The organism is Arthrobacter agilis, from assembly GCF_006494655.1.
Taxonomy (GTDB): domain Bacteria; phylum Actinomycetota; class Actinomycetes; order Actinomycetales; family Micrococcaceae; genus Arthrobacter_D; species Arthrobacter_D agilis.
In genome coordinates this window covers 102,840-128,305 of record NZ_VHIM01000008.1, presented here as the reverse complement: position 1 = coordinate 128,305, position 25,466 = coordinate 102,840, and the positions used below count along the sequence as shown (strand labels likewise).

At 69.1% G+C, this 25,466-nt stretch carries 26 protein-coding genes; 12 read left to right on the top strand and 14 right to left on the bottom strand.

The window, feature by feature from the left end:
* Positions 1 to 40 precede the first annotated feature (40 nt).
* From FJV46_RS13000 to FJV46_RS12990, 3 genes are all read left to right on the top strand, one after another.
* Positions 41 to 805 (top strand): TetR/AcrR family transcriptional regulator, encoded by a 765-nt coding sequence (locus FJV46_RS13000; protein WP_087026935.1) that lies wholly within the window; start codon positions 41 to 43, stop codon positions 803 to 805.
* The gene (locus FJV46_RS12995; protein ID WP_087026937.1) at positions 802 to 2,922 is read left to right on the top strand and encodes an acyl-CoA dehydrogenase family protein; all 2,121 of its coding nucleotides are present in this window, start codon (positions 802 to 804) and stop codon (positions 2,920 to 2,922) included. Before FJV46_RS13000 ends, FJV46_RS12995 begins: the two co-directional genes overlap by 4 nt.
* Positions 2,923 to 2,995: 73 nt before the next feature.
* Complete coding sequence (locus FJV46_RS12990; protein WP_087026940.1) at positions 2,996 to 3,346, top strand: VOC family protein; 351 nt, start codon at positions 2,996 to 2,998, stop codon at positions 3,344 to 3,346.
* A gap of 24 nt (positions 3,347 to 3,370) precedes the next feature.
* Here the strand turns inward: FJV46_RS12990 and glgA are convergent, their stop codons facing one another.
* Complete coding sequence (glgA, locus tag FJV46_RS12985) at positions 3,371 to 4,573, bottom strand: glycogen synthase (RefSeq protein ID WP_087026943.1); 1,203 nt, start codon at positions 4,571 to 4,573, stop codon at positions 3,371 to 3,373.
* Positions 4,574 to 4,705: 132 nt separating this feature from the next.
* Between glgA and glgC the strand changes: the two genes are divergently transcribed.
* On the top strand, positions 4,706 to 5,947 hold the full coding sequence (gene glgC / locus FJV46_RS12980) for a glucose-1-phosphate adenylyltransferase (protein ID WP_087026945.1): 1,242 nt from the start codon (positions 4,706 to 4,708) through the stop codon (positions 5,945 to 5,947).
* A 101-nt stretch (positions 5,948 to 6,048) separates the two neighbouring features.
* Here glgC and FJV46_RS12975 read toward each other — a convergent pair whose 3' ends face one another.
* Genes FJV46_RS12975 through FJV46_RS12965 form a run of 3 tightly spaced genes read right to left on the bottom strand, consistent with a single transcriptional unit; the run spans position 6,049 to position 9,449 of the window.
* Complete coding sequence (locus FJV46_RS12975) at positions 6,049 to 6,900, bottom strand: transglutaminase family protein (protein WP_087026947.1); 852 nt, start codon at positions 6,898 to 6,900, stop codon at positions 6,049 to 6,051.
* A complete protein-coding gene (locus FJV46_RS12970) occupies positions 6,897 to 7,823 on the bottom strand; it encodes an alpha-E domain-containing protein (RefSeq protein ID WP_087026949.1) in 927 nt (308 codons plus the stop codon). Before FJV46_RS12970 ends, FJV46_RS12975 begins: the two co-directional genes overlap by 4 nt.
* Positions 7,824 to 7,880: 57 nt before the next feature.
* Complete coding sequence (locus FJV46_RS12965; protein WP_087026951.1) at positions 7,881 to 9,449, bottom strand: circularly permuted type 2 ATP-grasp protein; 1,569 nt, start codon at positions 9,447 to 9,449, stop codon at positions 7,881 to 7,883.
* Positions 9,450 to 9,567: 118 nt separating this feature from the next.
* On the opposite strand from FJV46_RS12965, the gene pepN reads away from it, so the two are divergent.
* The gene (gene pepN / locus FJV46_RS12960; protein WP_087026953.1) at positions 9,568 to 12,168 is read left to right on the top strand and encodes an aminopeptidase N; all 2,601 of its coding nucleotides are present in this window, start codon (positions 9,568 to 9,570) and stop codon (positions 12,166 to 12,168) included.
* Here the strand turns inward: pepN and lplAB are convergent.
* From lplAB to FJV46_RS12940, 4 genes are all read right to left on the bottom strand, one after another.
* Positions 12,153 to 13,244 (bottom strand): lipoate-protein ligase LplAB, encoded by a 1,092-nt coding sequence (lplAB, locus tag FJV46_RS12955; protein ID WP_087027141.1) that lies wholly within the window; start codon positions 13,242 to 13,244, stop codon positions 12,153 to 12,155. The genes pepN and lplAB overlap by 16 nt on opposite strands.
* Positions 13,245 to 13,391: 147 nt before the next feature.
* On the bottom strand, positions 13,392 to 13,649 hold the full coding sequence (locus FJV46_RS12950) for a type B 50S ribosomal protein L31 (protein ID WP_055773464.1): 258 nt from the start codon (positions 13,647 to 13,649) through the stop codon (positions 13,392 to 13,394).
* Positions 13,650 to 13,750: 101 nt separating this feature from the next.
* A complete protein-coding gene (locus tag FJV46_RS12945) occupies positions 13,751 to 14,587 on the bottom strand; it encodes a TrmH family RNA methyltransferase (RefSeq protein ID WP_087026955.1) in 837 nt (278 codons plus the stop codon).
* A gap of 40 nt (positions 14,588 to 14,627) precedes the next feature.
* Positions 14,628 to 15,413: an ABC transporter ATP-binding protein gene (locus FJV46_RS12940; protein ID WP_087026957.1), complete on the bottom strand. Its 786-nt coding sequence runs from the start codon at positions 15,411 to 15,413 to the stop codon at positions 14,628 to 14,630.
* Positions 15,414 to 15,499: 86 nt separating this feature from the next.
* On the opposite strand from FJV46_RS12940, the gene serB reads away from it, so the two are divergent.
* Positions 15,500 to 16,384 (top strand): phosphoserine phosphatase SerB, encoded by an 885-nt coding sequence (gene serB, locus FJV46_RS12935; RefSeq protein WP_087026959.1) that lies wholly within the window; start codon positions 15,500 to 15,502, stop codon positions 16,382 to 16,384.
* Positions 16,385 to 16,423: 39 nt separating this feature from the next.
* On the opposite strand, the gene FJV46_RS12930 is transcribed toward serB, so the two are convergent.
* Positions 16,424 to 17,170 carry an SDR family oxidoreductase gene (locus FJV46_RS12930; protein WP_087026961.1) on the bottom strand — a complete coding sequence of 249 codons (747 nt, stop codon included), beginning with the start codon at positions 17,168 to 17,170 and terminating at the stop codon, positions 16,424 to 16,426.
* Between the two features lie 55 nt (positions 17,171 to 17,225).
* Complete coding sequence (locus FJV46_RS12925) at positions 17,226 to 17,963, bottom strand: beta-ketoacyl-ACP reductase (protein WP_087026963.1); 738 nt, start codon at positions 17,961 to 17,963, stop codon at positions 17,226 to 17,228.
* Between the two features lie 206 nt (positions 17,964 to 18,169).
* On the opposite strand from FJV46_RS12925, the gene FJV46_RS12920 reads away from it, so the two are divergent.
* From FJV46_RS12920 to FJV46_RS12910, 3 genes are read left to right on the top strand one after another with little or no spacing between them, the layout of a single operon-like run.
* Positions 18,170 to 18,598: a DUF3099 domain-containing protein gene (locus FJV46_RS12920; RefSeq protein WP_087026965.1), complete on the top strand. Its 429-nt coding sequence runs from the start codon at positions 18,170 to 18,172 to the stop codon at positions 18,596 to 18,598.
* Positions 18,591 to 18,917, top strand: a complete 327-nt coding sequence (locus FJV46_RS12915) for a hypothetical protein (RefSeq protein ID WP_232008642.1) — start codon at positions 18,591 to 18,593, stop codon at positions 18,915 to 18,917. Before FJV46_RS12920 ends, FJV46_RS12915 begins: the two co-directional genes overlap by 8 nt.
* Complete coding sequence (locus FJV46_RS12910) at positions 18,918 to 19,745, top strand: SURF1 family cytochrome oxidase biogenesis protein (RefSeq protein ID WP_087026966.1); 828 nt, start codon at positions 18,918 to 18,920, stop codon at positions 19,743 to 19,745. It abuts the gene before it with no gap.
* 52 nt (positions 19,746 to 19,797) lie between these two features.
* Here FJV46_RS12910 and FJV46_RS12905 read toward each other — a convergent pair whose 3' ends face one another.
* The gene (locus FJV46_RS12905; protein ID WP_087026968.1) at positions 19,798 to 20,202 is read right to left on the bottom strand and encodes an MmcQ/YjbR family DNA-binding protein; all 405 of its coding nucleotides are present in this window, start codon (positions 20,200 to 20,202) and stop codon (positions 19,798 to 19,800) included.
* Positions 20,203 to 20,284: 82 nt separating this feature from the next.
* Entirely contained in the window at positions 20,285 to 21,883 is a 1,599-nt protein-coding gene (locus FJV46_RS12900) for an ABC-F family ATP-binding cassette domain-containing protein (RefSeq protein WP_087026970.1), read from the bottom strand.
* A 166-nt stretch (positions 21,884 to 22,049) separates the two neighbouring features.
* Here FJV46_RS12900 and FJV46_RS12895 point away from each other — a divergent pair, with 166 nt between their 5' ends.
* The 3 genes from FJV46_RS12895 to FJV46_RS12885 are packed head-to-tail and all read left to right on the top strand — an operon-like array spanning position 22,050 to position 24,138.
* The gene (locus FJV46_RS12895) at positions 22,050 to 22,679 is read left to right on the top strand and encodes a biotin transporter BioY (RefSeq protein ID WP_087026972.1); all 630 of its coding nucleotides are present in this window, start codon (positions 22,050 to 22,052) and stop codon (positions 22,677 to 22,679) included.
* Positions 22,676 to 23,419 (top strand): energy-coupling factor ABC transporter ATP-binding protein, encoded by a 744-nt coding sequence (locus tag FJV46_RS12890; RefSeq protein ID WP_087026974.1) that lies wholly within the window; start codon positions 22,676 to 22,678, stop codon positions 23,417 to 23,419. The genes FJV46_RS12895 and FJV46_RS12890 overlap by 4 nt, the downstream gene beginning before the upstream one ends.
* A complete protein-coding gene (locus FJV46_RS12885; RefSeq protein WP_087026975.1) occupies positions 23,416 to 24,138 on the top strand; it encodes an energy-coupling factor transporter transmembrane component T family protein in 723 nt (240 codons plus the stop codon). The genes FJV46_RS12890 and FJV46_RS12885 overlap by 4 nt, the downstream gene beginning before the upstream one ends.
* 127 nt (positions 24,139 to 24,265) lie before the next feature.
* Here the strand turns inward: FJV46_RS12885 and FJV46_RS12880 are convergent, their stop codons facing one another.
* Complete coding sequence (locus FJV46_RS12880) at positions 24,266 to 24,595, bottom strand: metal-sulfur cluster assembly factor (RefSeq protein ID WP_087026976.1); 330 nt, start codon at positions 24,593 to 24,595, stop codon at positions 24,266 to 24,268.
* Between the two features lie 65 nt (positions 24,596 to 24,660).
* Positions 24,661 to 25,428, bottom strand: coding sequence for a Fe-S cluster assembly ATPase SufC (gene sufC / locus FJV46_RS12875; protein ID WP_087026978.1), 768 nt, complete (start codon positions 25,426 to 25,428; stop codon positions 24,661 to 24,663).
* Between the last annotated feature and the right edge of the window lie 38 nt (positions 25,429 to 25,466).

Below are 25,466 nucleotides of genomic sequence, written 5' to 3'. Positions count from 1 at the left end.
TGGATTACCGATACCTACCGTACCTGATACGCTGGGTATCATGAAGCTCGCCGCTGCCCTGAAGGGCGTCTCCCGCCAGGAGTCCGACGGCGCGCCGTCCGTCGCCGACGGACGGTCCAGCCGCTGGGAGGAGCACCGCGCGGAGCGGCGCAGGGCTCTCATCCGGACCGCGAGGCGTGCCATCGACGCCCTCGGTCCCGGTGCCTCGATGGAGGACATCGCTGCCGCGGCCGATACGTCCAAATCCGTGTACTACCGCTACTTCGGTGACAAGACGGGGCTGCAGCGGGCCGTGGCCGAGGTGGTCATCCTCCAGATGCAGCAGAAGGTGCTGGACGCCGCGAAGGCAGCCACCACTCCCCGCGAGGGCCTGCAGTCCATGGTCCTCGCCTACCTGCAGATGGCACGGACCTCCCCGAACGTCTATGCCTTCGTCACGCGGGTCGGTATCACCGAGTCGGGCGCGCACGACGACGGCGCCCAGGACACACTCGCCCACTTCCTGTCCGCCGTCACCGAGATGGTGTCCCGCCCCATGCGCGCCTACCTCCTCTCCCCCGAGCGGCCCGCGGGCCCTGACGACGCCGCTCCCGAGTACTGGCCCGCGGCCGCCATCGGCATGGTCCGTGCAGCCGGCGAACACTGGCTCGCCACCCCGGACACTCCCGGCAAGCCGACCGAGGAGCAGATGGCCCGCCACATCACGGCCTGGCTCTTCGACGGCATCAGCCGCTACGAGACGATCACTCCCTCCACTCCTCCGACTCCCGCCCGGACCCGCCGACCAGCGAAGGACACACCATGACCCAGACCATCTCCAGGCCCCAGCAGATTCCCGCCACGGTGGACATCGAGGACAACGAACGGGCAGCCGTGGATACAGCGGAACTCGGCGAACTGCTCCTCGGCAAGTGGGCGGACGTGCGTCGCGTGGCCCGCGAACTCGCCGGCCGCCCGGAGCTGCACAAGATCGAGGGCCTCACGCACCACGATCATCGTCTGCGCTGCTTCGACCAGCTGCACTACCTGGTGGAACAGCAGGCCGTGCACCGTGCCTTCCCGGTCGCGTTCGGCGGCAACGACGACCACGGCGGAAACATCGCCGGTTTCGAGGAGCTGGTCGTCGCCGACCCCTCACTGCAGATCAAGGCAGGGGTCCAGTGGGGCCTGTTCGGGTCCGCCGTCATGCACCTGGGGACCGCCAGGCACCACGAGGCATGGCTCCCGGGCATCATGAACATGGAGATCCCGGGCTGCTTCGCGATGACGGAGACCGGCCACGGGAGCGATGTCGCAAGCATCGCCACGACAGCGACGTTCGACGCCTCGACCGACGAGTTCGTCATCGACACTCCGTTCCGCGCCGCCTGGAAGGACTACATCGGCAACGGCGCCATCGACGGACGCGCCGCCGTCGTCTTCGCCCAGCTCATCACCAACGGCGTGAACCACGGAGTGCACGGTCTCTACGTGGAGCTGCGGAACGCGGACGGCTCGTTCAGGCCCGGCGTGGGCGGCGAGGACGACGGCATCAAGGGCGGGCTCAACGGGATCGACAACGGCCGCCTGCACTTCACCAACGTGCGGGTCCCGCGCACCAACCTGCTGAACCGCTACGGCGACGTCGCCGAAGACGGTTCCTACACGTCGCCCATCGCCTCCCCCGGCCGGCGCTTCTTCACCATGCTCGGCACGCTGGTGCAGGGTCGCGTCTCCCTGGACGGCGCCGCGGTGGCCGCGAGCAAGCTCGCGCTGACGGCGGCCATCACCTACTCGACGCAGCGCCGCCAGTTCAATGCGTCCTCGGACCTCAAGGAAGAGGTGCTGATGGACTACCAGCGGCACCAGCGCCGGCTGCTGCCGCGCCTCGCCGCGACCTATGCGGCAGCCTTCGCGCATGAGGAACTCCTCGAGAAGTTCGACGACGTCTTCTCGGGCGCCCATGACTCCGACGAGGACCGCCAGGACCTGGAGACGCTTGCCGCAGCTCTCAAGCCCCTGAGCACCTGGCTCGCCCTGGACACCCTGCAGGAGTGCAGGGAGGCCACCGGCGGTCAGGGCTTCCTCATCGAGAACCGGTTCGCCTCACTGCGCGCCGACCTCGACGTGTACGTGACCTTCGAGGGCGACAACACGGTGCTGCTGCAGCTCGTCGCCAAGCGTCTCCTGACGGACTACGCGAAGGAGTTCAAGGGGGTCGACTTCGGTGTCCTCGCCCGCTACGCGGTGTCCAAGGCCGCCGGGAAGACCCTGCACCGTTCAGGGCTCCGCAGGGTGGCCCAGACCGTCGCGGACTCCGGGTCGGGCAAGAAATCGGCGATCGCCCTGCGAGACGAGTCCACCCAGCACGACCTGCTGTCGGATCGCGTACAGACCCGCGTGGCCGAGCTCGCCGCCGTGCTCCGTGGAGCGAAGGGCATGTCGCAGGAGAAAGCAGCGGCGCTCTTCAACCAGCACCAGAACGAGCTCATCGAGGTGGCCCACGCGCACGCCGAGCTGCTGCAGTGGGAGGCCTTCACGCGGGGCCTGAAGGGCATCGGGGACGCGGGGACGCGGGAGGTCCTGACACGCCTCCGGGATCTCTTCGGTCTCTGCCTCATCGAGAAGGACCTCGCCTGGTTCCTCATGAACGGGCGCCTGTCGTCCCAGCGCGCCCGAACCCTCGACGGCTACATCAACCGGCTCCTGGTGAAAATCACGCCGCACGCCCTCGATCTCGTCGAGGCCTTCGGCTACGGCCAGGAGCACCTCCGTTCAGCCATCGCCACGGGTGTCGAGGACCGACGCCAGGAGGAGGCCGCCGAGTACATGCGCCGCCGGCGAGCCTCCGGTGCTGCGCCGATCGACGAGAAGACCCTCCTGGCGCGCGCAGCGAAGGACAGGAAGGCGAAGAAGGCCAAGAGGGCCGCCCGCGCGTCCTAGTCGTCGGACCCCCGGGGGCGGGAAGGGCCACCACGGCCTTCTCCGCCCCTCCGGGCCCTGCTACGGTGCTGGCATGAAAGCGACAGCCGTCACCGTCTGCCTCCCCGTTCGCGACCTCGATGCTGCCGTCGTCTGGTACCGTTCGGCGCTCTCGCTCGCAGAGCCCGTCCAGGTGCCGGTGGAGGGACTCGTCGAATTCGACCTGGGGCCCTTCTGGCTCCAGCTCACCCACGATCCGGAGCAGGCCGGCCAGGCAGGCATCACCGTCGCCGTGAGCGTGGAGGACGCAGCCGCCGAGCGGGCCGCACTCGCTGACAAGGGGCTCACCGTGTCCGAGGTGCAGCGCTTCGAGGGCGCCGTCGACTTCTTCGAGCTCACCGATCCTGACGGGAATGTCCTGGGTTTCGTCACCGAGCTGACGTGAGGGGCCCCGTCCCGCGGTGTCCGCCTAGAGGACGCTCCGGTAGACGCCGAGGGTCGTCTCCGCGATGGACCCCCAGTCGAAGTGGCGTTCGGCCCTTTCCCGACCGGCGACACCCATCGCCGAGGCCCTCGCGGGATCACCGACCAGCGCGTTCAGCGCGGCGGCGAAGTCGCTCACGAACCGCTCGGGATCGAGCGGCGTCCCCGTCCCGTCCTGCACCTGCTCGAGCGGAACGAGGGTGCCGGTGACGCCGTCGTCGATGACCTCGGGGATGCCGCCGGTGGCAGAGGCCACCACCGCCGCACCGCACGCCATCGCCTCGAGGTTGACGATCCCGAGGGGTTCGTAGATCGAGGGGCAGGCGAAGACGGTGGCGTGGCTCAGGATCTGGACGACCTCGCGCCGGGGCAGCATCCTCTCGATGAGGATGACCGATCGGTCCTCGCCGCGCTGCTCCCGCAGTGCGGCGATGAGGACCTCGGTCTCTGCAGCAAGTTCGGGCGTGTCCGCTGCGCCCAGGCAGAGCACCAGCTGGACCTCGGACGGCAGCCGGGCGGCCGCGCGCAGGAGGTACGGCACGCCCTTCTGGCGGGTGTTGCGCCCCACGAACACGACGCTGGGCCGGTTCGGGTCGATCCCGTGGGCGCGCAGGGCGTCGTCGTCCTCGTCGCGTGACCACTGGGCCACATCGATGCCGTTGTGCACCACGTGGACCTTCCCCGGGTCCACCTCGGGGTAGCTGCGGAGGATGTCGGCGCGCATCCCGGCGGACACGGCGATCACGGCGGCCGCGGCCTCGTAGGAGGTCTTCTCCACCCAGGAGGAGAGCGCGTACCCGCCGCCGAGCTGCTCGGCCTTCCAGGGGCGGAGCGGCTCCAGGCTGTGCGCGCTCAGGACGTGAGGGATCCCGTGCAGGAGGGAGGACAGGTGGCCCGCCATGTTCGCGTACCAGGTGTGCGAGTGGACGAGGTCCGCCCCGCCGATGGCCTCGAGCATCTGCAGATCGGTGCCCAGCGTCTGGACGGCCGCGTTGGCCTGCGCGAGACCTTCGGGGACCCCGTAGGAGAGCACGGACGCCCCGTAGTATTCCTCCGGACGCGGCCTGCCGAACGCGTGGACGCGGAGGTCGACCTGCGGGGCGAGGACCCTGCTGAGTTCGGCGACGTGCACCCCCGCGCCACCATAGATCTCGGGCGGGAACTCCTTGGTCACAATGTCTACTCGCACCCACCCAACGTAGTGCAGTGCGTCGGAGTCCTCTAGTGTGAAGTGACCGGAAGGGTTCCGGATGTGTGGACCTACGCCTGAGCGACCGAGGGTCGTGACGCAGAACACTCAACGAAGAGCGGGGGGTCAGAAGTGGCACCGAAGAAAGTACTGGCCGTGGTGTTGGCGGGCGGCGAGGGCAAGCGGCTGATGCCGCTGACCGCGGACAGGGCCAAGCCGGCCGTACCGTTCGCGGGAAGCTACCGGCTCATCGACTTCGCCCTGTCGAATCTCGTGAACTCCGGCTACCTCCAGATCGTGGTGCTGACGCAGTACAAGTCCCACAGTCTCGACCGCCACATCTCCGAGACGTGGCGCATGTCCACCCAGCTGCAGAACTACATCGCATCCGTGCCTGCACAGCAGCGGCGCGGCAAGAGCTGGTTCCTCGGGAGTGCGAACGCGATCTACCAGTCCCTCAACCTGATCCACGACGCCCAGCCCGACATCGTCGTCGTGATCGGCGCGGACCACGTCTACCGCATGGACTTCGAGCAGATGGTCGACGACCACGTGAAGAGCGGGGCGTCCGTCAGCGTTGCGGCGGTCCGGCAGCCCATGCACCTCGTGGACCAGTTCGGCGTCATCGAGACGGCCGCCGACGATCCGGGAAGGATCGCGGCCTTCGTCGAGAAGCCGAGTTCCACGCCCGGCCTGCCCGATGACCCCGACAGCTTCCTGGCGTCGATGGGCAACTACGTCTTCACGACCGATGCCCTCCTCAAGGCCCTCGAGGACGACGCCGCGCGCCTGGACACCAAACACGACATGGGCGGGGACATCATCCCCTACTTCGTGGAGCGCAACGACGCCGCCGTGTACGACTTCACGACGAACGACATCCCGGGCGCCACCGAGCGCGACCGCCAGTACTGGCGCGACGTCGGCACCATGGACTCGTACTACGACGCGAACATGGACCTGATCTCGCCCCTTCCGCTCTTCAATCTCTACAACCTGCAGTGGCCTATCTACACCCGGCAGAGCGTGTCCCCTCCCGCGAAGTTCGTGCGCAGTTCCTCGGGGCAGTCGGGTGAGGCCCACGACTCGATCGTGTCCGCGGGCGTGGTCGTCTCAGGTGGGGCGGTGCAGAGCTCGATCCTCGCGACCGACGTGTTCATCGCGGAATCCGCCGAGGTCACGGGATGCGTTCTGCTCGACAAGGTGAACGTGGGCGCCGGGGCCGTGGTGCGTCGGGCCATCATCGACAAGAACGTGCGGATCCCGGCTGGGGCCCGTATCGGGGTGGACCCCGATCTCGACCGTGAGCGGGGTTTCTCGGTCACCGACTCGGGGCTGACCATCGTCAGCAAGGGGCAGGTCATCCCGGCCTGATCCACGTCCGAGCCACCACGACGAAGGCCCCTGCACACGCCGGGGCCTTCGTCGTCCCACCGGCGGAACCGCGGGCGCGGCGTTCCGCCACGAGCCGTACGTCAAGCGACGCGCGTGATGGAGACGGTCACGTTCAGCGTGGAGCCTCCGCCCCCGGACAGGATTCCCTTCAGGGGTGAGACGTCGCGGTAGTCCCGGCCCCGTGCAACGGAGACGTGGAAGTCGCTGACGGGCCCGCTGTTGGTCGGATCCCATCCCCGCCACTCGCCGTCGTACCATTCCACCCACGCGTGGGACTGGCCGGCCACGGCCTCGCCGATCCCCGCACTGCGTCGGGGATGCAGATAGCCGGAGATGTACCGGGCGGGGATGCCGAGACTGCGCAGGGCGCCGATCGCGACGTGCGCGAGATCCTGGCAGACACCCTTGCGCGCAGCCCAGGCGTCCCGTGCATCGGTCTGCACGCCGGTGGCGCCCTGCACGTAGTCCATCTGGGCACGGAGCGCATCGAAGACCGCGCGTGCGGCCTCGTGCGGGTTCCGGTCCCGCGCCGCGTCGGCCGCGAGGGCGACGACCTCGCGGTCGGGTTCGCTGAGGGCGGTCTGGCCGAGGGAGTCCGCGAAGTCGTTGGTGAGGTTCGACGCTGCGAGGTCCTCCCAGGTGAGGATCTCCTCCGGGGCCGGCACGCGCTCCAGCCGGCTGACCTCCACGGTGGACACCGCGGTGACCTCGAGGTGCTCGTGCGGCTCATGGACGTCGAAGGAGGTCACCCGCGTGCCCCAGTAGTCGCGGTAGGTGGACACCGCCGCACTGGACGGCGTCACCTTGAGCGAGGACTCGAGGACCACCTGCTGCGGGTCGGTGAGCGGCGTCATGCGTGCCTCGTTGTAGGACAGCGAGACCCGGCGCAGGTAGTCGTAGCCGGTGCGGTGCTCGATCAGCAGGCGTGTCATGAGACCTCTCCCACCCAGGAGAGTTCGTCCGCCTGGGAAAAATATGTGCGGGACACGGCGTCGGACGCCTTGGCGCAGGCCTTCTGCACGCGGTCCATGTGTTCGGGTAGCTCGGACATGAGGTCCTGGGTCTGGTGGAACTCCAGGAACGTCCTGGCCTGTCCGACGATCCGGCTGGCATCGTTGATGAACCCGACGCGCTGGTACGCCGGGTTGAGCTGCGTGAGGCACTTCTCGGCGTCGCTCAGGGCGTAGACGATCGATCGCGGGAACAGGCGGTCCAGGAGGAGGAATTCGGCTGCCTGCTGGTCGCCGAAGGACGCCCGGCGTGTGCGCAGGAAGGACTCGTAGGCCCCGGCGCAGCGGAGCATGTTCACCCAGGACAGGCCGGCGGCGTGCACGTCGTGCGTCGAGAGCATGCGCGCCGTCATGTCGGCCCGCTCGAGGCTGCGGCCGAGCACCAGGAACTGCCACGATTCGTCGTGGCTCATGGTGGTGTCCGAGAGCCCCCGCACCATCGCTGTCCGCTCCACGACCCAGTGGCAGAAGCGGTAGGTCCCGACGACGTCCTTCCGGTGCTGCGTGAGCCCGTACCAGGTGGTGTTCAGGCTCTCCCAGACGCTGCTGGAGACCGTCTCCCGGGCACGCCGCGCGTTCTCCCGTGCGGCGCCGAGAGCACCCGCGATCGACGTCGCGCTCGTCCTGTTGTAGGCGAGCTCCTGGAGGAGGTCCGAGAGATCGATCTCGTCCTTCTCCGGCCGGCTCCCCATGACCCCCAGCAACTGGCGCGACGTCTCACGCTGCTGGGGCAGCGGCATCTGGTTGAGCCGCTCGAGGTGCACGTCGAGGATGCGGGCGGTGCCATCGGCCCGCTCCACGTAGCGGCCGATCCAGAAGAGTGATTCAGCGATGCGGCTGAGCATGGGGCCTACCTTCCCGGGTGGATGCTGGTGACGGTGGTGACGCGGAGCGGGGCCATCTCATTGCTGCTGCTGCTCCGACTGCTTGTCCTGCCAGTTGGTCTCGACGGGCCACACACTGACCCGCTCGCGCACCGGGATCGGGGAGCGTTCCCCGGTCCCTTGGCCGTCGGCCGTGCGGCGGACCTCGCCGTCGACCACCCAGGTGTCCTTGCTGCCGCCACCCTGGCTCGAGTTCACGATCAGCGAGCCCTCCTTCATGGCGACGCGCGTGAGCCCGCCGGGCAGCACCCAGACGTCCTCGCCGTCGTTCACCGCGAACGGGCGCAGGTCCACGTGGCGGGGGCTGAACTGGCCGCCGGACATCGTCGGCACCGTCGAGAGCTGCAGGACCGGCTGGGCGATCCAGCCGCGCGGGTCCGCGAGGACACGCGCGCGGAGCGCCTCGAGTTCGGCCTTCGAGGCGTCGGGGCCGATCACCAGGCCCTTGCCGCCCGAGCCGTCCACGGGTTTGACGACGAGCTCGTCGAGGCGGTCGAGCACCTCCTCGCGCGCGGGAGCGTCCTCCAGCCGGTAGGTGTCCACGTTGGCGATGATCGGATCCTCGCCCAGGTAGTAGCGGATGAGATCGGGTACATAGGTGTAGACGAGCTTGTCGTCGGCTACCCCGTTGCCGACGGCGTTGGCGATGGTCACCATGCCGGCCCGGGCCGCGTTGACAATGCCGGGGCAGCCGAGCACCGAGTCCGCGCGGAACTGCAGGGGATCCAGGAACTCGTCGTCGATCCGCTTGTAGATGACGTCCACGCGCTGCTCGCCCGCGGTGGTGCGCATGTACACGCGGTTGCCGCGACAGATGAGGTCGCGCCCCTCGACCAGCTCGACGCCCATGAGGCCCGCCAGCAGGGTGTGCTCGAAGTACGCGGAGTTGAACACGCCCGGTGTCAGGACGACGACGGTCGGGTCATCGGTGCCTGGAGGCGCGGTCTTCCGCAGGGCCGCGAGGAGCCTCCGCGGATACTCCTCGACCGGTCGGATGTGCTGCTGGCCGAAGGCCTCCGGCAGGCCCTTGGCCATGGCCCGGCGGTTCTCGAGCACGTAGCTGACACCGCTCGGCACCCTGACGTTGTCCTCGAGCACCCGGAACGTCCCCTGCTGGTCCCGGACGACGTCGATGCCGGAGATGTGCACGCGGACTCCCCCGGCCGGCGCGAACCCCGCGACCTCGCGGTGGAAATGCGCACTGGAGGTGATGAGCCGGCGCGGGATCACGCCGTCGGACACCACGGCCATCTTGTCGTACACATCGCCGAGGAACGCCTCGAGGGCGCGGACGCGCTGGGCCACACCGCGCTCCAGGACGTCCCAGTCGTCACCGGCGATGACCCGCGGAACGATGTCGAGCGGGAAGGGACGCTCCTCGCCGGCGAAATCGAAGGTCACGCCGCGGTCGAGGAACGTCCTCGCCATGGAGTCCGCCCGCGCCGTGACATCCGCGAGGTTCAGTTCGTCCAGGGCTGCCGCCACCTGCCCGTACTCGGTGCGCGGCAGATGTGCGGCGTCGAACATCTCGTCGAACGCGGGCGTCTTGCGGGCGGCGGCTGCATAGTCAGCGAAGAGCTCGGACATGGGTCAACAGTGCCATGGATGTCCCCGCCGAACACAGCCGTACACGCCGCCGCAGCCGCCGTTAACCTCCCGGAAACAGGCGCGGGAACCGCCGTCGGGCGCATGGTTGAATGGCCGGATGGAGAACGAGAACCTGAGCCGGGACGAGGCGGCCGCCCGATCGGCGCTGCTGCGGACCGAGACCTACGCCGTCGAACTGGACCTCTCGGAAGCGCGCGACGCCCGGGAAAGGACCTACCGGACCACCACCACCGTGGTCTTCACCTGCCGGGAACCGGGAGCCTCGACCTTCCTCGACTTCATCGGCGACGTCACCGCGGTGGAGCTCAACGGAACGGCCCTCGACACCTCCGCGGTCCGGGAGGGAGCCCGGATCCGCCTCGAGGCACTCGCCGGGCGGAACACGGTGACGGTCACCGGCGAGGCGCTCTACAGCTCCAGTGGCGAAGGGCTCCATCGATTCGTCGATCCCGCCGACGGGGAGACCTACCTCTACACGCAGTACGAGCCCGCAGACGCGCGCCGCGTCTTCGCCACCTTCGAGCAGCCGGACCTGAAGGCGTCCTTCTCGTTCAGCGTCCTGGCGCCCAGCGACTGGACGGTCGCCTCCAACGGGATCGAGAGCGCCAGGGAGCAGGTTTCGGGCACGGCATCGCGCTGGACCTTCGCACCGACCGAGCGCATCTCCACCTACATCACCACCATCCTTGCCGGCCCGTACCACTGCGAGACCGACTCGTGGACCGGTGCGCCCGGGACGGCCGGAGAAGGCCTCGAGGTCCCCCTGGCCCTCTTCTGCCGCCGCTCCCTCGCGCCGTCCTTCGATGCGCCGGAGATCTTCGACACCACGAAACGCGGCCTCGACTTCTTCCACGACCTTTTCGACTATCCCTACCCCTTCGGCAAGTACGACCAGGCATTCGTCCCGGAATACAACCTCGGCGCCATGGAGAACCCCGGACTCGTCACGTTCACGGAGTCCTACGTGTTCCAGTCGGCGGCCACGGACGCGCAGCGCGAGGCGCGCGCGAACACCATCATGCACGAGATGGCGCACATGTGGTTCGGCGACCTGGTCACCATGACGTGGTGGGACGACCTCTGGCTGAAGGAGTCCTTCGCCGATTACATGGGCGCGCTCGCGGTCGCGGAGGCCACGCGGTGGAGCACCTCGTGGGTCAGTTTCGCCAACCGGCGCAAGTCCTGGGCCTACGTCCAGGACCAGCTGCCGACGACGCACCCCATCGTCGCGGACATCCCCGATCTCGAGGCGGCGAAGCAGAACTTCGACGGCATCACCTACGCGAAAGGCGCATCGGTCCTGAAGCAGCTGGTGGCCTTCGTGGGTCGGGACGCCTTCACGGCGGCCGCCCGCCGGTACTTCCGGAAGCACGAATACGGGAACACCACGCTGGCCGACCTCCTCGAGGTGCTGACCGAGGCGACGGGGCAGGACCTGACGGCCTGGTCCGAATCATGGCTGCGGACCTCCGGCGTCCCCGCGCTGCGCGCCGAGGTGACCGTGGAGGACGGCGTCCTCCGGGACGTGAGCCTGGTGCAGGACGCCTCGGATCCCGTCACGGGACTCGATCAGCCGCGGCCCCACCGGGTCCGCGTGGGTCTCTACACCGTCGACGATGCCGGTTGGCTCGTCCGCACCGGATCGGAGGCCGTGACCGTGGACGGACGTTCCACCCCGGTGCCGGCGCTGACGGGTGTGCGGCAACCCGATCTGCTCCTGGTGAACGACGACGACCTCACCTACGCCAAGCTCTCCTTCGATCCGCACTCCCTCCGGACCCTTCTGACGTCGATCCACCGCCTGCAGGATCCGCTGGCCCGCGCGACCTGCCTGACCGCGCTGTGGTCGAGCACGAGGGACGCCGCCCTTCCCGTCGCCGACTTCGTCGCCGCCGCGATGCTCGCCGCGCCCGCCGAGACCGGAGTGGGAGTGCTCCAGGTCCTGCTCGCCAATCTCCGCACCGCGACCGAGAGCTTCGCGCCCGCCGGGCAGCGGCCCGTGCTCCGCCGGCAGATGGCCGACTTCCTGTGGAACGGGCTCCAGGGTGCAGAAGCGGCCTCCGATCTGCAGCTCGCCTGGGCGCGTGCGCTCGCAGCTGCCGCTCGGACCTCGCCCGAGGCGGCGGACCATGTCCGGCTGCTCCTGGACGGGAGCGAGACCGTTGCCGGCCTCCGCCTCGACGCGGAACTGCGCTGGCTCATCCTGCAGGGCCTCGCAGCGCAGCAGCGCGTGCTGCCCGGCGAGCTGGAGGCCGAGAGGAGCGCCGACGCGACGGCATCGGGACGGGTCCGCTTCACGCTCGCCTCGGCCGCGATCCCGGACCCCGGCATCAAGCGGGCGACCTGGAACGAGGCGGTCGGCGGTGACCGGCTCTCGAACGAGCTGCTGAGCGCCGCCATCGAAGGGTTCATGCTCGGTTCCCGGGATCTCCTCGAGGAGTACGAGGAGCCGTACTTCGCCATGCTCCGCCAGGTCTGGGCGACCCGGGGCATCGAGATGGCCAGCCGGATCGTCCGCGGGCTGTACCCCGGCCAGCAGGACGTCGACGGCGAGCCGGACTCCCATCCTGTCATCGGGCAGACCGACCGGTGGCTCGTCGCCAACCCGGAGGCGCCGGCAGCGCTGCGCCGGATCATCGTGGAGGAGCGCGACCACCTGCTGCGGTCGCTGCGAGCCCAGGCTCAGGGCACGCGGTAGAGCCAGTCCTCCGTGCCGAACTTCTTCTCCACGAGCTCCTCGGCACGGCGGAGGTCGTCCTCGGAGAGCGTCGCGTCCACCGCACCGTAGCGCTGCCGGAAGGTCGCGATCATCACGCCGATGATCTCCTCACGCGTGATGCCGGTCTGGCGTCGGAGCGGATCCACCCGTTTCTTCGCGCTGCGCGTTCCCTTGTCGGACATCTTCTCCTTGCCGATGCGCAGCACCTCGAGCATCTTGTCGGCGTCGATGTCGTAGCTCATGGTGACGTGGTGCAGCATGCCGCCGTTCGCGAGTCTTTTCTGCGCGGCACCGCCGATCTTCCCGAGATCGGTCGCGATGTCGTTGAGGGGCTGGTACCAGGCCCTGATGCCCAGTTTCTCGAGCGCCTCCATGACCCAGGCGTCCAGGAACGGGTAGGAGTCGGCGAAGCTCATGCCGTCGACGATGGATTGCGGGACGTACAGCGAGTATGTGATGGCATTGCCGTGTTCCATGAACATGGCCCCTCCCCCGCTGATCCGCCGGACCACGGTCACGCCGTGGCGCTCCGCACCCTCGGGATCCACCTCGTTGCGCATCGACTGGAAGCTGCCGATCACCACGGAGGGTGACTGCCACTCCCAGAACCGCAGGGTGGGATTCCGGCGCCCGGCACCGACATCCTGCGTGAGCACCTCGTCCATCGCCACGTGCATCGCCGTGGAGAGCGGCGTCGGGGAGATGATCTCCCACGGGTGATCGGCGAAACCCGTCGCACGGCCGAGCGCCCGGCGGACGGCTGTGGCGATGGCTTCCGGGGAGAAGCCGAAGAGGACGGCGGACGGATCCAGGTGCGCCCTCACGGCGGCGGCGATCTCGCCGGGTGCGGTGTCCGCGGGGAGTCCCTCCAGGGCCGCATTGATGTCGAGCAGCGCTTCGTCCGGCTCGAGGAAGAAGTCCCCGTTGACCGAGACGTCGGCCAGTCGCCCCTCGCGGACGGTCAGGTCCACGGCGGTAAGCTTCCCGCCGGGCGTCTTGAACTCGCCGTGCAGGCGAGCGGTGCTCGGGTGCTGTGACACGACTGTCTCCTCCATGTGGATGATGCGGGCGACCCGCACGGGTCATGTGACCGCGGTGGTCAGGCGGTGGTTAACCGGAAGAAGCCACGCCGGGACGGCGTGGCTTCTCCTGAAGGACGAGGGGCATCGGCCCGCACTGTCCTGTGTCCCGGGGGACGGGTGCTACTTCTTGCCGCCGAAGCCCTTGAAGCGGGCGTTGAAGCGCTCGACGCGGCCGGCGGAGTCCATGATGCGCTGCTTGCCCGTGTAGAACGGGTGCGACTCCGAGGAGATCTCGACCTCGATGAGGGGGTAGGTGTTGCCGTCCTCCCACTCGATGGTCTTGGCGGAGCCGACCGTCGACTTGGTCAGGAACGCCTTGTCGGAGGCCAGGTCGCGGAAGACGACGGACTGGTACTTGGGGTGGATATCAGACTTCACAGGACTACCTTCTCTGGTTGCCTGGATTTTGCCAGGCACGGGTATACGAAAGAGTGGCGGATGCGCCAGCTGTCCATACTAGCGCAGCAGTCAGCACGGCACTAAACCGCGGGCGGTCGCGTCCGCCCCGTGGGCGCGTAACGGCACTCCCAGAAAGCGACGGCGGCTGCTGCGGCGACATTCAGCGAGTCGACCCCGCCGTGCATCGGGATGGTCAGGGCGACGTCCGCCGCGTCGAGGGCGCCCGGGCTCAGTCCGTCACCCTCCGTGCCGAGGAGCAGTGCCAGCCGCTCGTGGTCACGTCCGGGGAAGTCGCCCATCGCCACTGCGCCCGGGACGAGCGCCAGGGCTGCGACGGTGAAGCCGGCCCCGCGGATCGCCGCCAGGTCGTCCGGCCAGGACGTGAGTCTCACCCATGGCACCTGGAGGACGCTCCCCATGCTCACGCGGACCGCCCTCCGGTACAGCGGGTCGGCGCTGCGCGGGCTGACCAGGACGGCGTCGACCCCGAGTGCCGCCGCAGAGCGGAAGACCGCGCCGAGATTCGTGTGATCCACCATGTCCTCGATGATCGCGATACGGCGGGCGCCGGCGAGCACGCCGGCGAGCGATCGCGCCGGCGGTCGGTTCATCGCTGCCAGGGCGCCTCGGTGGAGGTGGAAACCGGTGAGGGCCTCGAGGGTGTCCTCCGGCGCGACGAACGCGGGGGCGTCCGGGAACCGGCGGATGACGTCCGCAAGGTCCGGCACCCACTTGGGTGCCAGGAGGAAGGAGCGGGGAACATGCCCGGCGTCGATCGCGCGCCGCAGCACCTTGGAGCTCTCGGCGATGTACAGTCCCTCGGCGGGTTCCCTGACGAGCCGCAGCTGGACGTCGGTGAGGTTCCGGTAGTCGGACAGCTGTGGGTCGTCGACGGAGTCGAGGTGGACCAGCACCATCAGGGTCCCGGTTCCGGGCGCGGGCTGCGGGAACCGGGACTCACGCCCGCGCGACCGCGCTGTAGCGGCCGTTCTCCTCGGTGACCTTCAGCGCGACGTCGAACGCGGCAGACAGGTTCTCCTCGGTCAGGACACCGGCGATCAGTCCGGCAGCCACGATCCGGCCCTCCCGGAGCAGCAGTGCGTGCGTGAAGCCGGGCGGAACCTCCTCGAGGTGATGCGTGACGAGCACCATCGCGGGTGCATCCTCGTCCCGGGCGAGATCGGTGAGGCGCCGGACGAGGTCCTCCCGCCCGGCCAGGTCGAGCCCGGCGGCAGGTTCGTCGAGGAGCAGCAGTTCGGGGTCGGCCATGAGCGCGCGGGCGATCTGCACGCGCTTGCGCTCGCCCTCGCTCAGGGAGCCGAAGGGCCGGTTCATGAAACGCGACATCCCCCAGGTGTCGAGCAGGCGGAAGGCACGGCGTTCGTCGAGGCGCTCGTACTGCTCCCGCCACCGACCGGTGACGCCGTAGGACGCGGTGACGACAACGTTCAGCACGGTTTCGTGGTCGGGGACCTGCGATGCGAGCGCGGCGGAGGCGAGCCCGATGCGCGGGCGGAGTTCGAAGACGTCGACAGCACCCATGACCTCGTCCAGGATGCCGACGACACCGCGCGTGGGATGCAGGCGTGCGCCGGCGAGCTGCAGCAGCGTCGTCTTCCCTGCACCGTTCGGGCCCATGACCACCCAGCGCTCACCCTCGCTGACCTGCCAGTCGATCTCGTCGAGCAGCGTCTTGCCGCTCCTCACGAGGCTCACTCCCGCCAGTTCCAGAACGTCACTCATGGTCCTAGACACTAGGCTAAGGAGCGGCTTCGTGGCGAAACCGCCCGGCCGACGACGCCGCCAGCGGCGAGGACGGGAGTGGACGCATGACGGTCGAGGCCAGGGTGGTCGTCTACGCGTCGCGACTGGAGGACGATCACCGCGACCGGCTGGCGACGGCGCTGGGTCGCGTCGACGTCTCCGTCGACGGAGCCTCCTCGGTACGCACCGCGACCTATGAGGTCCTCACGCTGGACGTCCGTATCCCCGCTGGACCCGGCTCGGTCCGCAGGGCGCTCACGGACTGGGGAGCGTCCGCGGCGGTCGGCGCCGCCCTCGTGCCCCGGCGCGTCTACGCCCCCGGCCCCAAGCTGCTCATCATGGACGTCGACTCCACCCTCATCAAGCAGGAGGTCATCGAGTTGCTCGCCGCCCACGCCGGACGTGAGGCAGAGGTGAAGGCCGTGACCGATGCCGCCATGCGTGGCGAGCTCGATTTCGCCCAGTCCCTGCACCAGCGCGTCCGGGCGCTCGAGGGCCTCCCGGCATCGGTGATCGACGAGGTGGTCGAACGCATCGAACTCAGCGACGGGGCCGAGCAGCTGGTCGGGGCGTACCTCGATGCCGGGCATGCCGTCGGGGTCGTCTCCGGCGGGTTCTCGCAGGTCCTCGCCCCGCTCGCAGAGCGGCTCCGGCTGTCGTTCGGACACGCCAACCAGCTCGGCATCCACGGCGGGGTGCTCACCGGACGCGTCTCGGGTGCGGTCGTCGACCGTCGTGAGAAGGAACGCGTGCTGCGCTCCGAGGCCGCGCGCGCGGGCGTGGACCTCGCCTCGACCATCGCGGTGGGCGACGGCGCGAACGACCTGGACATGCTGGCGGCGGCGGGGCTCGGCGTCGCCTTCAACGCCAAACCGGCGGTACGCGCCGTCGCCCACGCGGCCCTCGACCTGCCCGACCTGGATGTCGTCCGGCACCTCGCCGGCCTCTAGGAGACCTGCGGACCGCCGGACGGAACGAACGGCGTGGCGTCAGCTCTTGGCGAGGAAGTCCTCCGCGCCCCCCACGTACTCCGTATGGCCCGTCGGCACGTCCGCCGTCGCCATCCGGACGATCTCCGTGGCGAACTCGGAGACGGAGTACAGGCGCCCTGCTTCCTGTCGGCGCGCCTCGATCGCACCCGGGGTCGCACGGTCCAGCAGGGTCGCCGTGACGGTTCCCTCGATCATGTCGCCGGAGACGACGACGAGCGAGATTCCCTTCTCGGTCAGGCTCGGAATGAGCTCGCGGAGGGCGTCCTCACCGGCTCGCTTGCTGCGGGCGACCGGTTCGTAGGCGTCCATCGTCCGGACCTTCTCGATGAAGTGCGCCTGGTGGCTGGTGATGAACACCACGCGCGAACCGGCCGGCATGACGTCCGTCGCGGCGGTGAGCATGGCGACCTGGGCGTCGCGGTTGAGTCGCAGGGCGTAGTCCTCGCCCATCGACGTCTCCATGCCGCCGGACGCGTTGAGCACCAGCAGGTTCAGGGTGCCGAGACCCGATGCGGCGTCGACGAGCGCGGCCGGGCCCTCCGGCGTGGTGAGGTCGGCGCCGACCGCGACGGCCCTGCCGCCGGCCGCCTCGATGCCCGCGACCACCTTGGTGGCGCGGGGTGCCTTCTGCCTGTAGTTGACGACGACAGCGGCGCCCTGCGCTGCGAGCTGCTGCGCGACGTCGGCGCCGATGCCGCGTGACGAGCCGGTGACGATTGCTGTGGTTCCCTCGAGGGTGGCCATGATGCTCCTTCTGGTGTAAGGGACGTCGGGTGGTGCGGGGTGCTGCAGGGCGAGGTCAGTGGCCCATGCCGAGTCCGCCGTCGACCGGGATGACCGCCCCGGAGATGTAGCCGGCGTGCTCACCGGCGAGCCATGACACGACGCCGGCCACTTCCTCCGGCGAGGCGAAGCGACCCGCGGGGATGGTCGCGAGGTAGCTCTTACGGGTCTCCTCGGTCAGTTCCGCGGTCATGTCGGTGTCGATGAACCCCGGGGCTACCACGTTCGCCGTGATGCCACGCGAGCCGAGCTCGCGGGTCAACGAGCGTGCGATGCCGATGAGTCCCGACTTCGACGCCGAGTAGTTGATCTGGCCGGGCGCGCCGTAGAGGCCGGTGACGCTCGAGATGAGGATCACCCTGCCGCGCTTCAGGCGGATCATCCCGCGGGAGGCCCGCTTCACCACGCGGAAGGCGCCCGTCAGGTTGGTGTCGATCACGTCCGTGAAGTCGCTCTCCGACATGCGCATGAGCAGGGTGTCGCGGGTGATGCCGGCGTTGGCCACGAGGACCTCGACGGGTCCGTGCTCGGCCTCCACGCGGGTGAAGGCCGCATCGATCTGGTCCTCACTGGTCACATCGGCCCGTACTCCCAGCATTCCCTCCGGAACCTCGCCACTTCGGTAGGTGATGGCAACCTTGTCGCCGTTGGCTACGAATACCTTGGCGATGGCCAATCCGATCCCGCGGTTCCCTCCGGTGATGAGGACGCTCCGGCCGGTAGCCGTCGTCGTGCTGTCCGTATCAGGTGCCAAGGGGAAACTCCTCTGTCTGCGAGCCGAAAGGGGGCCCAGCTGTCCATGCCGACGACCACGGGGCCGATGAGTCGGGGCGGTCACGTATCAACGGGACGCTGTCCGCGGCTCCTCGTCAAACTATCCCGACGATCCTAGCGGCGCATCCCCCGACTTCGGGAACGAAGCCGGAAGTGGGATAATAGAAGCAGTCTCTTTGGAGTGTGATGAGTAAACAATCGAAGCACAACACAGACGTCCACAGCATCTCAGACGCTCGTGAATCACACAGCGACGAAATGCGTACCAGAATGATCCGCTACACCGTCTCGATGAGCATCCGCCTCGTCTGCTTCATCCTCGTGTTCGTGGTCCCCTACGGCTGGCTGTCCTGGGTCATGATTGCGGGAGCGGTGTTCCTGCCCTATTTCGCGGTCATCGTGGCCAACGGCGGGAGCGACACGAGCAACATCCGGCACAGCGACGCGCTGATCGATCGCGCGCCGGTCCGGGAGATCGAGGCGAGGGTGGCCGACGCGGATCCCGCCGACCCCGAGGACGACATCCTGAGCGGCGAGATCATCGACGACACCCCTCCGACCGCGCACCACGGTTCGTGGGCGGCCGGATCAGGGAGACCGGGTGCGAATGCCTGACGCACCGCTCGGCGGACCCGCGGTCGGTTCGACTGCGGGTCTGAGCCTGTTCGGGACCATTCCGGACCAGGGAGCGGCGCCGATCTGCTCACGCAAGGGGTGCCGAGCCGGGGCGGCGTGGCGGCTGCTGTGGAACAATCCGAGGATCCATACGCCGGACCGCCGAAAGGTGTGGGCGTCCTGCCCCGACCACGTCGAGTGGTTCGAGGAGTACCTGAGGGATCGCGGTCTCTGGAAGGAGACGCGTCCCCTGACCGATGAGAACAGTGACGAGAACACCGGTGGGAGCATCGGCGGGATGACCGGGGAGGCCCAGTAGGTGTACCGCTTCCTCTTCTCCGCGCGATGGTTCGGCTGGCTCGTCATGGTGATCGTCATCGCGGCGGGCTGCGTCGGGCTGGGGCGCTGGCAGCTCGACCGCCGCGAAGCCGTGGTCGAGAACATCCACCGCATCGAGGCGAACTACGACGCGACCCCCCAGCGGTACGTGCCGGGAAGTTTTGTTCTCGACGGCTACGACCCGGCGACGGAGTGGACGCCCATCACGTTCGTCGGCACCTACGACGTCGAGAACCAGGTGATCGCGCGCAACCGGCCGCTCAGTGGTCAGCCCGGGTACGAGGTCCTTACTCCCCTGCGGCTCGAGGACGGAAGCGCCGTGATCATCGACCGCGGCTGGCTGCCGATCGGCAACGACGAGGCGGGGCGTCCGGACGACATTCCCGAGCCCCCTCCGGGGGAGGTCGAGGTGACCGCCAGGGTCAAGCCCGGCGAGCCCGCGGTCAAGCGCGGAGCGCCCGAGGGCCAGGTGGCGTCGATCGACCTCACTGCGCTCTCGGACCGACTGGACTACGCGCTGCAGGACGCGGCCTACGGCCTGCTCGCGCTCGAACGTCCGGCCGCCGCCGAGACACCCCTCGCGGCCCCGAAACCATCGATCGACGAGGGCCCGCACCTGTCCTATTCCCTGCAGTGGTTCGCCTTCGGCGTGCTCGCCTTCGTGGGACTCGGCTACGCGGCGCGCGAGCAGCGCAGGGCCAACGCCGAGCAGGCCGGCACTGCTGTGAGACGCCCCGGACGGCAGCGCCGTCGTCCGTCCTCGGAGGAGGAGGAGGACGCGATCCTTGACGCCCGGGGGATCCGCTGAGCGCGGCGCTCACTGTCGCCTGCTCAGTCTCGCGCTCCGGCAGGCTGGTCGATCAGCTCGGGGAGTCTCCGCCGGACCAGCCCAGGGCCCGCCGGTGCGCTGCGGGCAGCGAGGCGACGACGAGGTCGTAGGAGTCCTCGATGAGGTCGGCGACCGTCGCGGCGGTCAGGGCGCCGTCGAGCCGGACGCCGTTCCAGTGTTTCTTGTCGAGGTGCCACGCGCCGGTGATCTCCGGGTGCGCTGCGCGCAGGGGGATCACGAGGGCCGGTTCGCACTTGAGGGAGACCGACGGCGGGACGGCGTCGACGCCTGCGAAGGCGAAGACCTTCCCCGCTCCGGGGCCGGCGATCCGCTCCGGGATCCTCACGCGGAACGTGGCGGTTTCGGGGCCGAAAGGATAGTCCTCATAGGCGCCGGGAAGGGCGAGGCAGGCCCGCCGGAGCCAGTCGAAGTCCACCGCTTCCGCCCTCTCTCCCGACGCCGGGACACCCCTTCGGACACCGGAACATTCCTTCGGACACCGGGCGCACCCCGCACGGTCAGGCGAGGGTGACGAGCTCCAGGTAGTCCTGGTTCCACAGGTCCTCGACACCGTCCGGCAGCAGGACCACCCGTTCCGGGTCGAGGGCGTCCACTGCGCCCTCGTCGTGGCTGACCATCACCACAGCGCCACTGTAGTTCTTCAGTGCGCCGAGGATCTCCGCGCGGCTCGCGGGGTCGAGGTTGTTGGTCGGCTCGTCGAGTAGCAGGACGTTCGCCGACGACGCGACGATCGTGGCCAGTGCCAGCCGTGTCTTCTCGCCACCGGACAGGACACCGGCAGGCTTGTCGACGTCGTCGCCCGAGAAGAGGAACGAGCCGAGGATGCCGCGCACTTCGGCGTCCTGCATGTCCGGGGCGGAGGACTTCATGTTCTCGAGGACGGAGCGCTGCGTGTCCAGCGTCTCGTGCTCCTGCGCGTAGTACCCGACTTTCAGGCCGTGGCCGGCGATCACCTTGCCCGTGTCCGGTGCATCGACGCCGGCGAGCATGCGCAGCAGCGTCGTCTTCCCGGCACCGTTGAGGCCGAGGATCACGACCTTCGACCCCCGGTCGATCGCGAGGTCCACGTCGGTGAAGATCTCGAGCGAACCGTAGGACTTGCTGAGTCCCTCGGCCGTCATGGGTGTCTTGCCGCAGGGTGAGGGCTCGGGGAAGCGGAGGGCTGCCACGCGGTCCGAGGCGCGGACGGCGTCGAGCCCGCCGAGGAGGCGTTCGGCGCGCTTGGCCATGTTCTGCGCCGCGACGGCCTTCGAGGCCTTGGCCCGCATCTTGTTGGCCTGGTCCATGAGGACCTGGGCCTTCTTCTCCGCGTTGGCCCGCTCGCGCTTGCGCGCCCGCTCGTCGGTCTCGCGCTGGAGCTGGAAGCGCTTCCAGCCCATGTTGTAGATGTCGATCGTGCCGCGGTTGGCGTCGAGCTGGAACACCTTGTTCACGGTGGCCTCGAGCAGTTCCACGTCGTGGCTGATGACGATCAGACCACCCTGGTGGTTCTTCAGGAAGTCGCGCAGCCAGGTGATCGAATCGGCGTCGAGGTGGTTGGTGGGCTCGTCGAGCAGCATCGTCTCCGCGCCGGAGAACAGGATGCGCGCGAGCTCCACGCGACGGCGCTGGCCGCCGGAGAGGGTCTTCAGCGGCTGGTTCAGGATGCGTTCGGGCAGGGCCAGGTTCGACGAGATCGCAGCGGCCTCGGCCTCGGCTGCGTACCCGCCGCCCGCGAGGAACGCCGCCTCGATGCGGTCGTAGCGCGCCATGGCCTTGTTCCGCACGGAGGTCTTCTCGCTGGCCATGTCCTCCTGGGCTTCGCGGAGTTCGGTCACGACGGCGTCGAGATTCCGCGCCGACAGGATGCGGTCCCGGGCGAGCTGCTCCATGTTCGGCGTGCGGGGGTCCTGGGGGAGATAGCCGATATCGCCCGAGCGCGTCACGGTGCCGCCGGCCGGCAGGGACTCCCCCGCCAGGACCTTCGTGAGGGTCGTCTTGCCCGCACCATTGCGGCCGACGAGCCCGATCTTGTCGCCCCTGTCCACCCGGAAGGAGACCTCGTCCATGAGCAGGCGTGCGCCGGCGCGCAGCTCGAGGTTCGATACGTTGATCACGGTGAGGCCTTTCGATGGTGCCTGAGACGGCGTTTTGTTGTAGGAATCCCACAAGGGTTCCCCTGGTGACCGGCGCTAGTCTCGGTACAGAAGCAGTTGCGGCTGGAGGAAATCGACAAGCCACCGGACGAACCGGTGCACCTCCGGCCTGCTGGAGGAGTGTGCGATGCAGCCGACCGGAGAGACCACCACCGAATCGATCGGCGATCGCCGACCGTCCTCTCGCACGCGGTGGGATGCCACCGATCTGTCGCTGGTCGCGGTCTTCGCCGCCCTCATTGCCGCCCTTGCAATCGTACCCGGTATACCGGTGGGCCCGCTCGGCGTGCCCATCACCCTGCAGACCCTCGGCGTGATGCTCGCCGGCGTCGTCCTGGGACCGGCCCGTGGAACCGCCGCCGTGCTGCTGTACCTGGCCGCCGGACTGATCGGCCTGCCGGTCTTCAGCGGGTTCAGCGGCGGCTTCGGCGTGCTCGCCGGGCCCTCCGCGGGCTACCTGCTCGCCTTCCCGCTCGCAGCGCTGGTGGCCGGAGCCTTCGCCCGGCTGATCCTGCGCGGATCGGCCCGGTTCCGCACGGGCCTGCTGTTCCTCGGCTGTCTCGCCGCGAGCCTGCTCACCATCCATCCGCTGGGCATCGCGGGTCTCATGGTCAATGCCGGCCTGCCCCTCCGCGAGGCGGTCATCGTCGACGCCGCCTATCTGCCCGGCGACGTCGTCAAGAACGTCCTGGCCGCGATCCTCGCGGTATCCGTGCACCGTGCTTTCCCCCGGCTCCTCGGCGGGCGAGGCCGATGAGCCGCGCGGCGCCCGCGGTGATCGAGTTCACCGCCGCGGAAGTCCGGTCGGACAGCGGCCCGGAGCTCATCCTCGGCCCGATCACCCTGACACTGGCCGAGCGCCGCGTGTCGGTCATCGGGGCCAACGGCTCCGGCAAGTCGACGCTCCTGCGCCTCGTCAACGGATTGAGGGAGCCGACGGACGGGGCGGTGACGGTCCTCGGGAGCGACACCCGCTCGGAGGGTCGCGCCGTACGCCGCCTGGTCGGGTTCGTCTTCACCGACCCGCTCTCCCAGCTCGTCATGCCGACCGGCCGGGAGGACGTGGAACTCTCCCTTCGCGCGCGGCGGCTCCCCGCCCGTGAGCGGCGGCGCCGGGCCGAGGAGGTTCTCGACCGATTCGGTGTGGGCCACCTCGCGGATCGCAGCATCTACGACCTCTCGGGTGGTGAGCGGCAGATCCTCGCCCTGGCGGTCGTCCTCGCCGTCGACCCGCGCGTTCTCGTGGCCGACGAGCCGACCACCCTGCTCGACCTGCGCAACGACGCCCGCGTCCGATCGCTCATCGGACGCCTCGACCAGCAGGTCGTCTTCACGACCCACAATCTCGAGTTCGCCCTCGAGGCCGATCGGACGCTCGTCATCGACCGCGGTCGTGTCGTCTTCGACGGCGTTCCCGCGGAGGCCGTCGCCCACTACCGCGCGCTGGCGGCCCGATCCGCGGAGGATCAGCGGTCCCACTCCCCGGAACCCCGGTGAGGGGCTTCGGAAGCACCCTCGGGCTGTTCGTACCGGGCCGGGGTTTCCTCTACCGGATGCCGCTCGCGCCGAAAGCCACGGCCTCACTGGCCTGCGCCCTCGCCGTCGTGGTCTGGCGGACACCGCTCGTCGCCGTGATCGCGCTCGCGATCGCGATCGGCGCCCTGACCGTCGGTGCGCGCATACCGCCCGCACGGATCGTCCGGATGCTGGCGCCGGCGGCCCCCGTCCTGGTGATCCTCGCCGTGTACCAGGGCATCACCCAGGGCTGGGTGCGCGCCTTCGCCGTCGTCGGTGGCATCACCGCCTGCCTGCTGGCGGCACGGGCCGTGACGCTCACGACGCCGGTCCAGGTGCTGCTCGACGGCGTCGCGCGGCTCGCACGGCCGTTCCGACGTGTGGGGGCGGACCCGGAACGCTTCGCCCTGGCCCTGTCGATCATGCTGCGGAGCATCCCCTACCTCGCGGGGATGTTCGTCGACATCCGCGACGCGGCACGTGCGCGCTGGCTCCAGCGGAGTATGCGAGTGGCCGTCACCCCCCTCGTGGTCGGAGCGGTCGCCTACGCCCAGCGGACCGGCGAGGCCCTCGCCGCGCGTGGCCTCGGCGAGCACGACGACGGCGCCCGTGACGGAGCCGGTGACGGTGTCGGTGTCGGCGGAGCCGCAGGGGACAACGCGAGAGGCGACGCTGGTACCAGCGCCACCGAGCCGTCTTGACGGAACCCCGAGGAGCCCCCGCGCGACGACCCCCGGCGCGACGAAGGGCGGCCCCGGCTGTCACCGGAACCGCCCCTGTCGAACACCTAGGCCCTGCACCGGCCCGCCTGGGCTCAGCCGGTATGGCTCAGATGTTGAAGCCGAGCGCCCGCATCTGGTCGCGGCCGTCCTCGGTGATCTTCTCCGGACCCCACGGCGGCATCCAGACCCAGTTCAGGCGCCATTCGTCGACGACGCCGTCCAGGGCCTGGCCCACCTGCTCCTCGAGCACGTCGGTCAGGGGGCAGGCCGCCGTCGTGAGCGTCATGTCGATCAGGAGGGCGCCGTCCTCCGCGTAGGTCAGGCCGTACAGGAGCCCGAGGTCCACGATGTTCACGCCCAGCTCCGGGTCGATCACATCGCGGAGTGCTTCCTCGATGTCCTCCAGCGCGGTCGGCGCCTGCTGTACATCACTCATCGCACGTGTTCCTTTCGAACGGTGTTCCACGGCGACACCCGCAGGTGCCGGCACTCGTGGTGGTCCTAGGCCTCGACCGTGGTCTGCGCCGTGAATCGATCGTAGCCCTCTTCCTCCAGGCGGTCGGCGAGTTCCGGCCCGCCCTGCTCGGCGATGCGTCCGGCGACGAACACGTGCACGAAGTCGGGCTTGATGTAGCGGAGGATCCGCGTGTAGTGCGTGATGAGCAGCGTGCCCATCTCGCCCTTCGAATGCTCGCGGTTCACGCCCTCCGACACGACCTTGAGCGCGTCGACGTCGAGGCCGGAGTCGGTCTCGTCGAGGATGGCGAACCGGGGACGGAAGAGCTCGAGCTGCAGGATCTCGACGCGCTTCTTCTCGCCGCCCGAGAAGCCCTCGTTGACGTTGCGCTGGGCGAAGTCGGCGTCGATGCGCAACGCGGACATGGCCGTCTTGACGTCCTTGGTCCAGTGGCGCAGGCTCGGGGCCTCGCCGTCGAGCGCGGTCTTGGCCGTGCGCAGGAAGTTCGTCATGGTGACGCCGGGGACCTCGACGGGGTACTGCATCGCGAGGAAGAGTCCGGCGCGCGCCCGCTCGTCGACGCTCATGGACAGCACGTCCTCACCGTCGAGGGTGATGGAGCCGCTGTCGACGGTGTAGCGGGGGTGGCCGGCGATGGTCGACGCTAGGGTCGACTTCCCCGAACCGTTCGGGCCCATGATCGCGTGCGTCTCGCCGGTGTTGATCGTCAGCGTGACGCCCTTGAGGATCGGGATGACGCCCTGCTCCGTGTCGATGCTGACGTGCAGGTCCTTGATTTCGAGTGTGGACATCGTGTTCGTTCTCCTTCGCCTGGCTGTCCAGGAAGAGT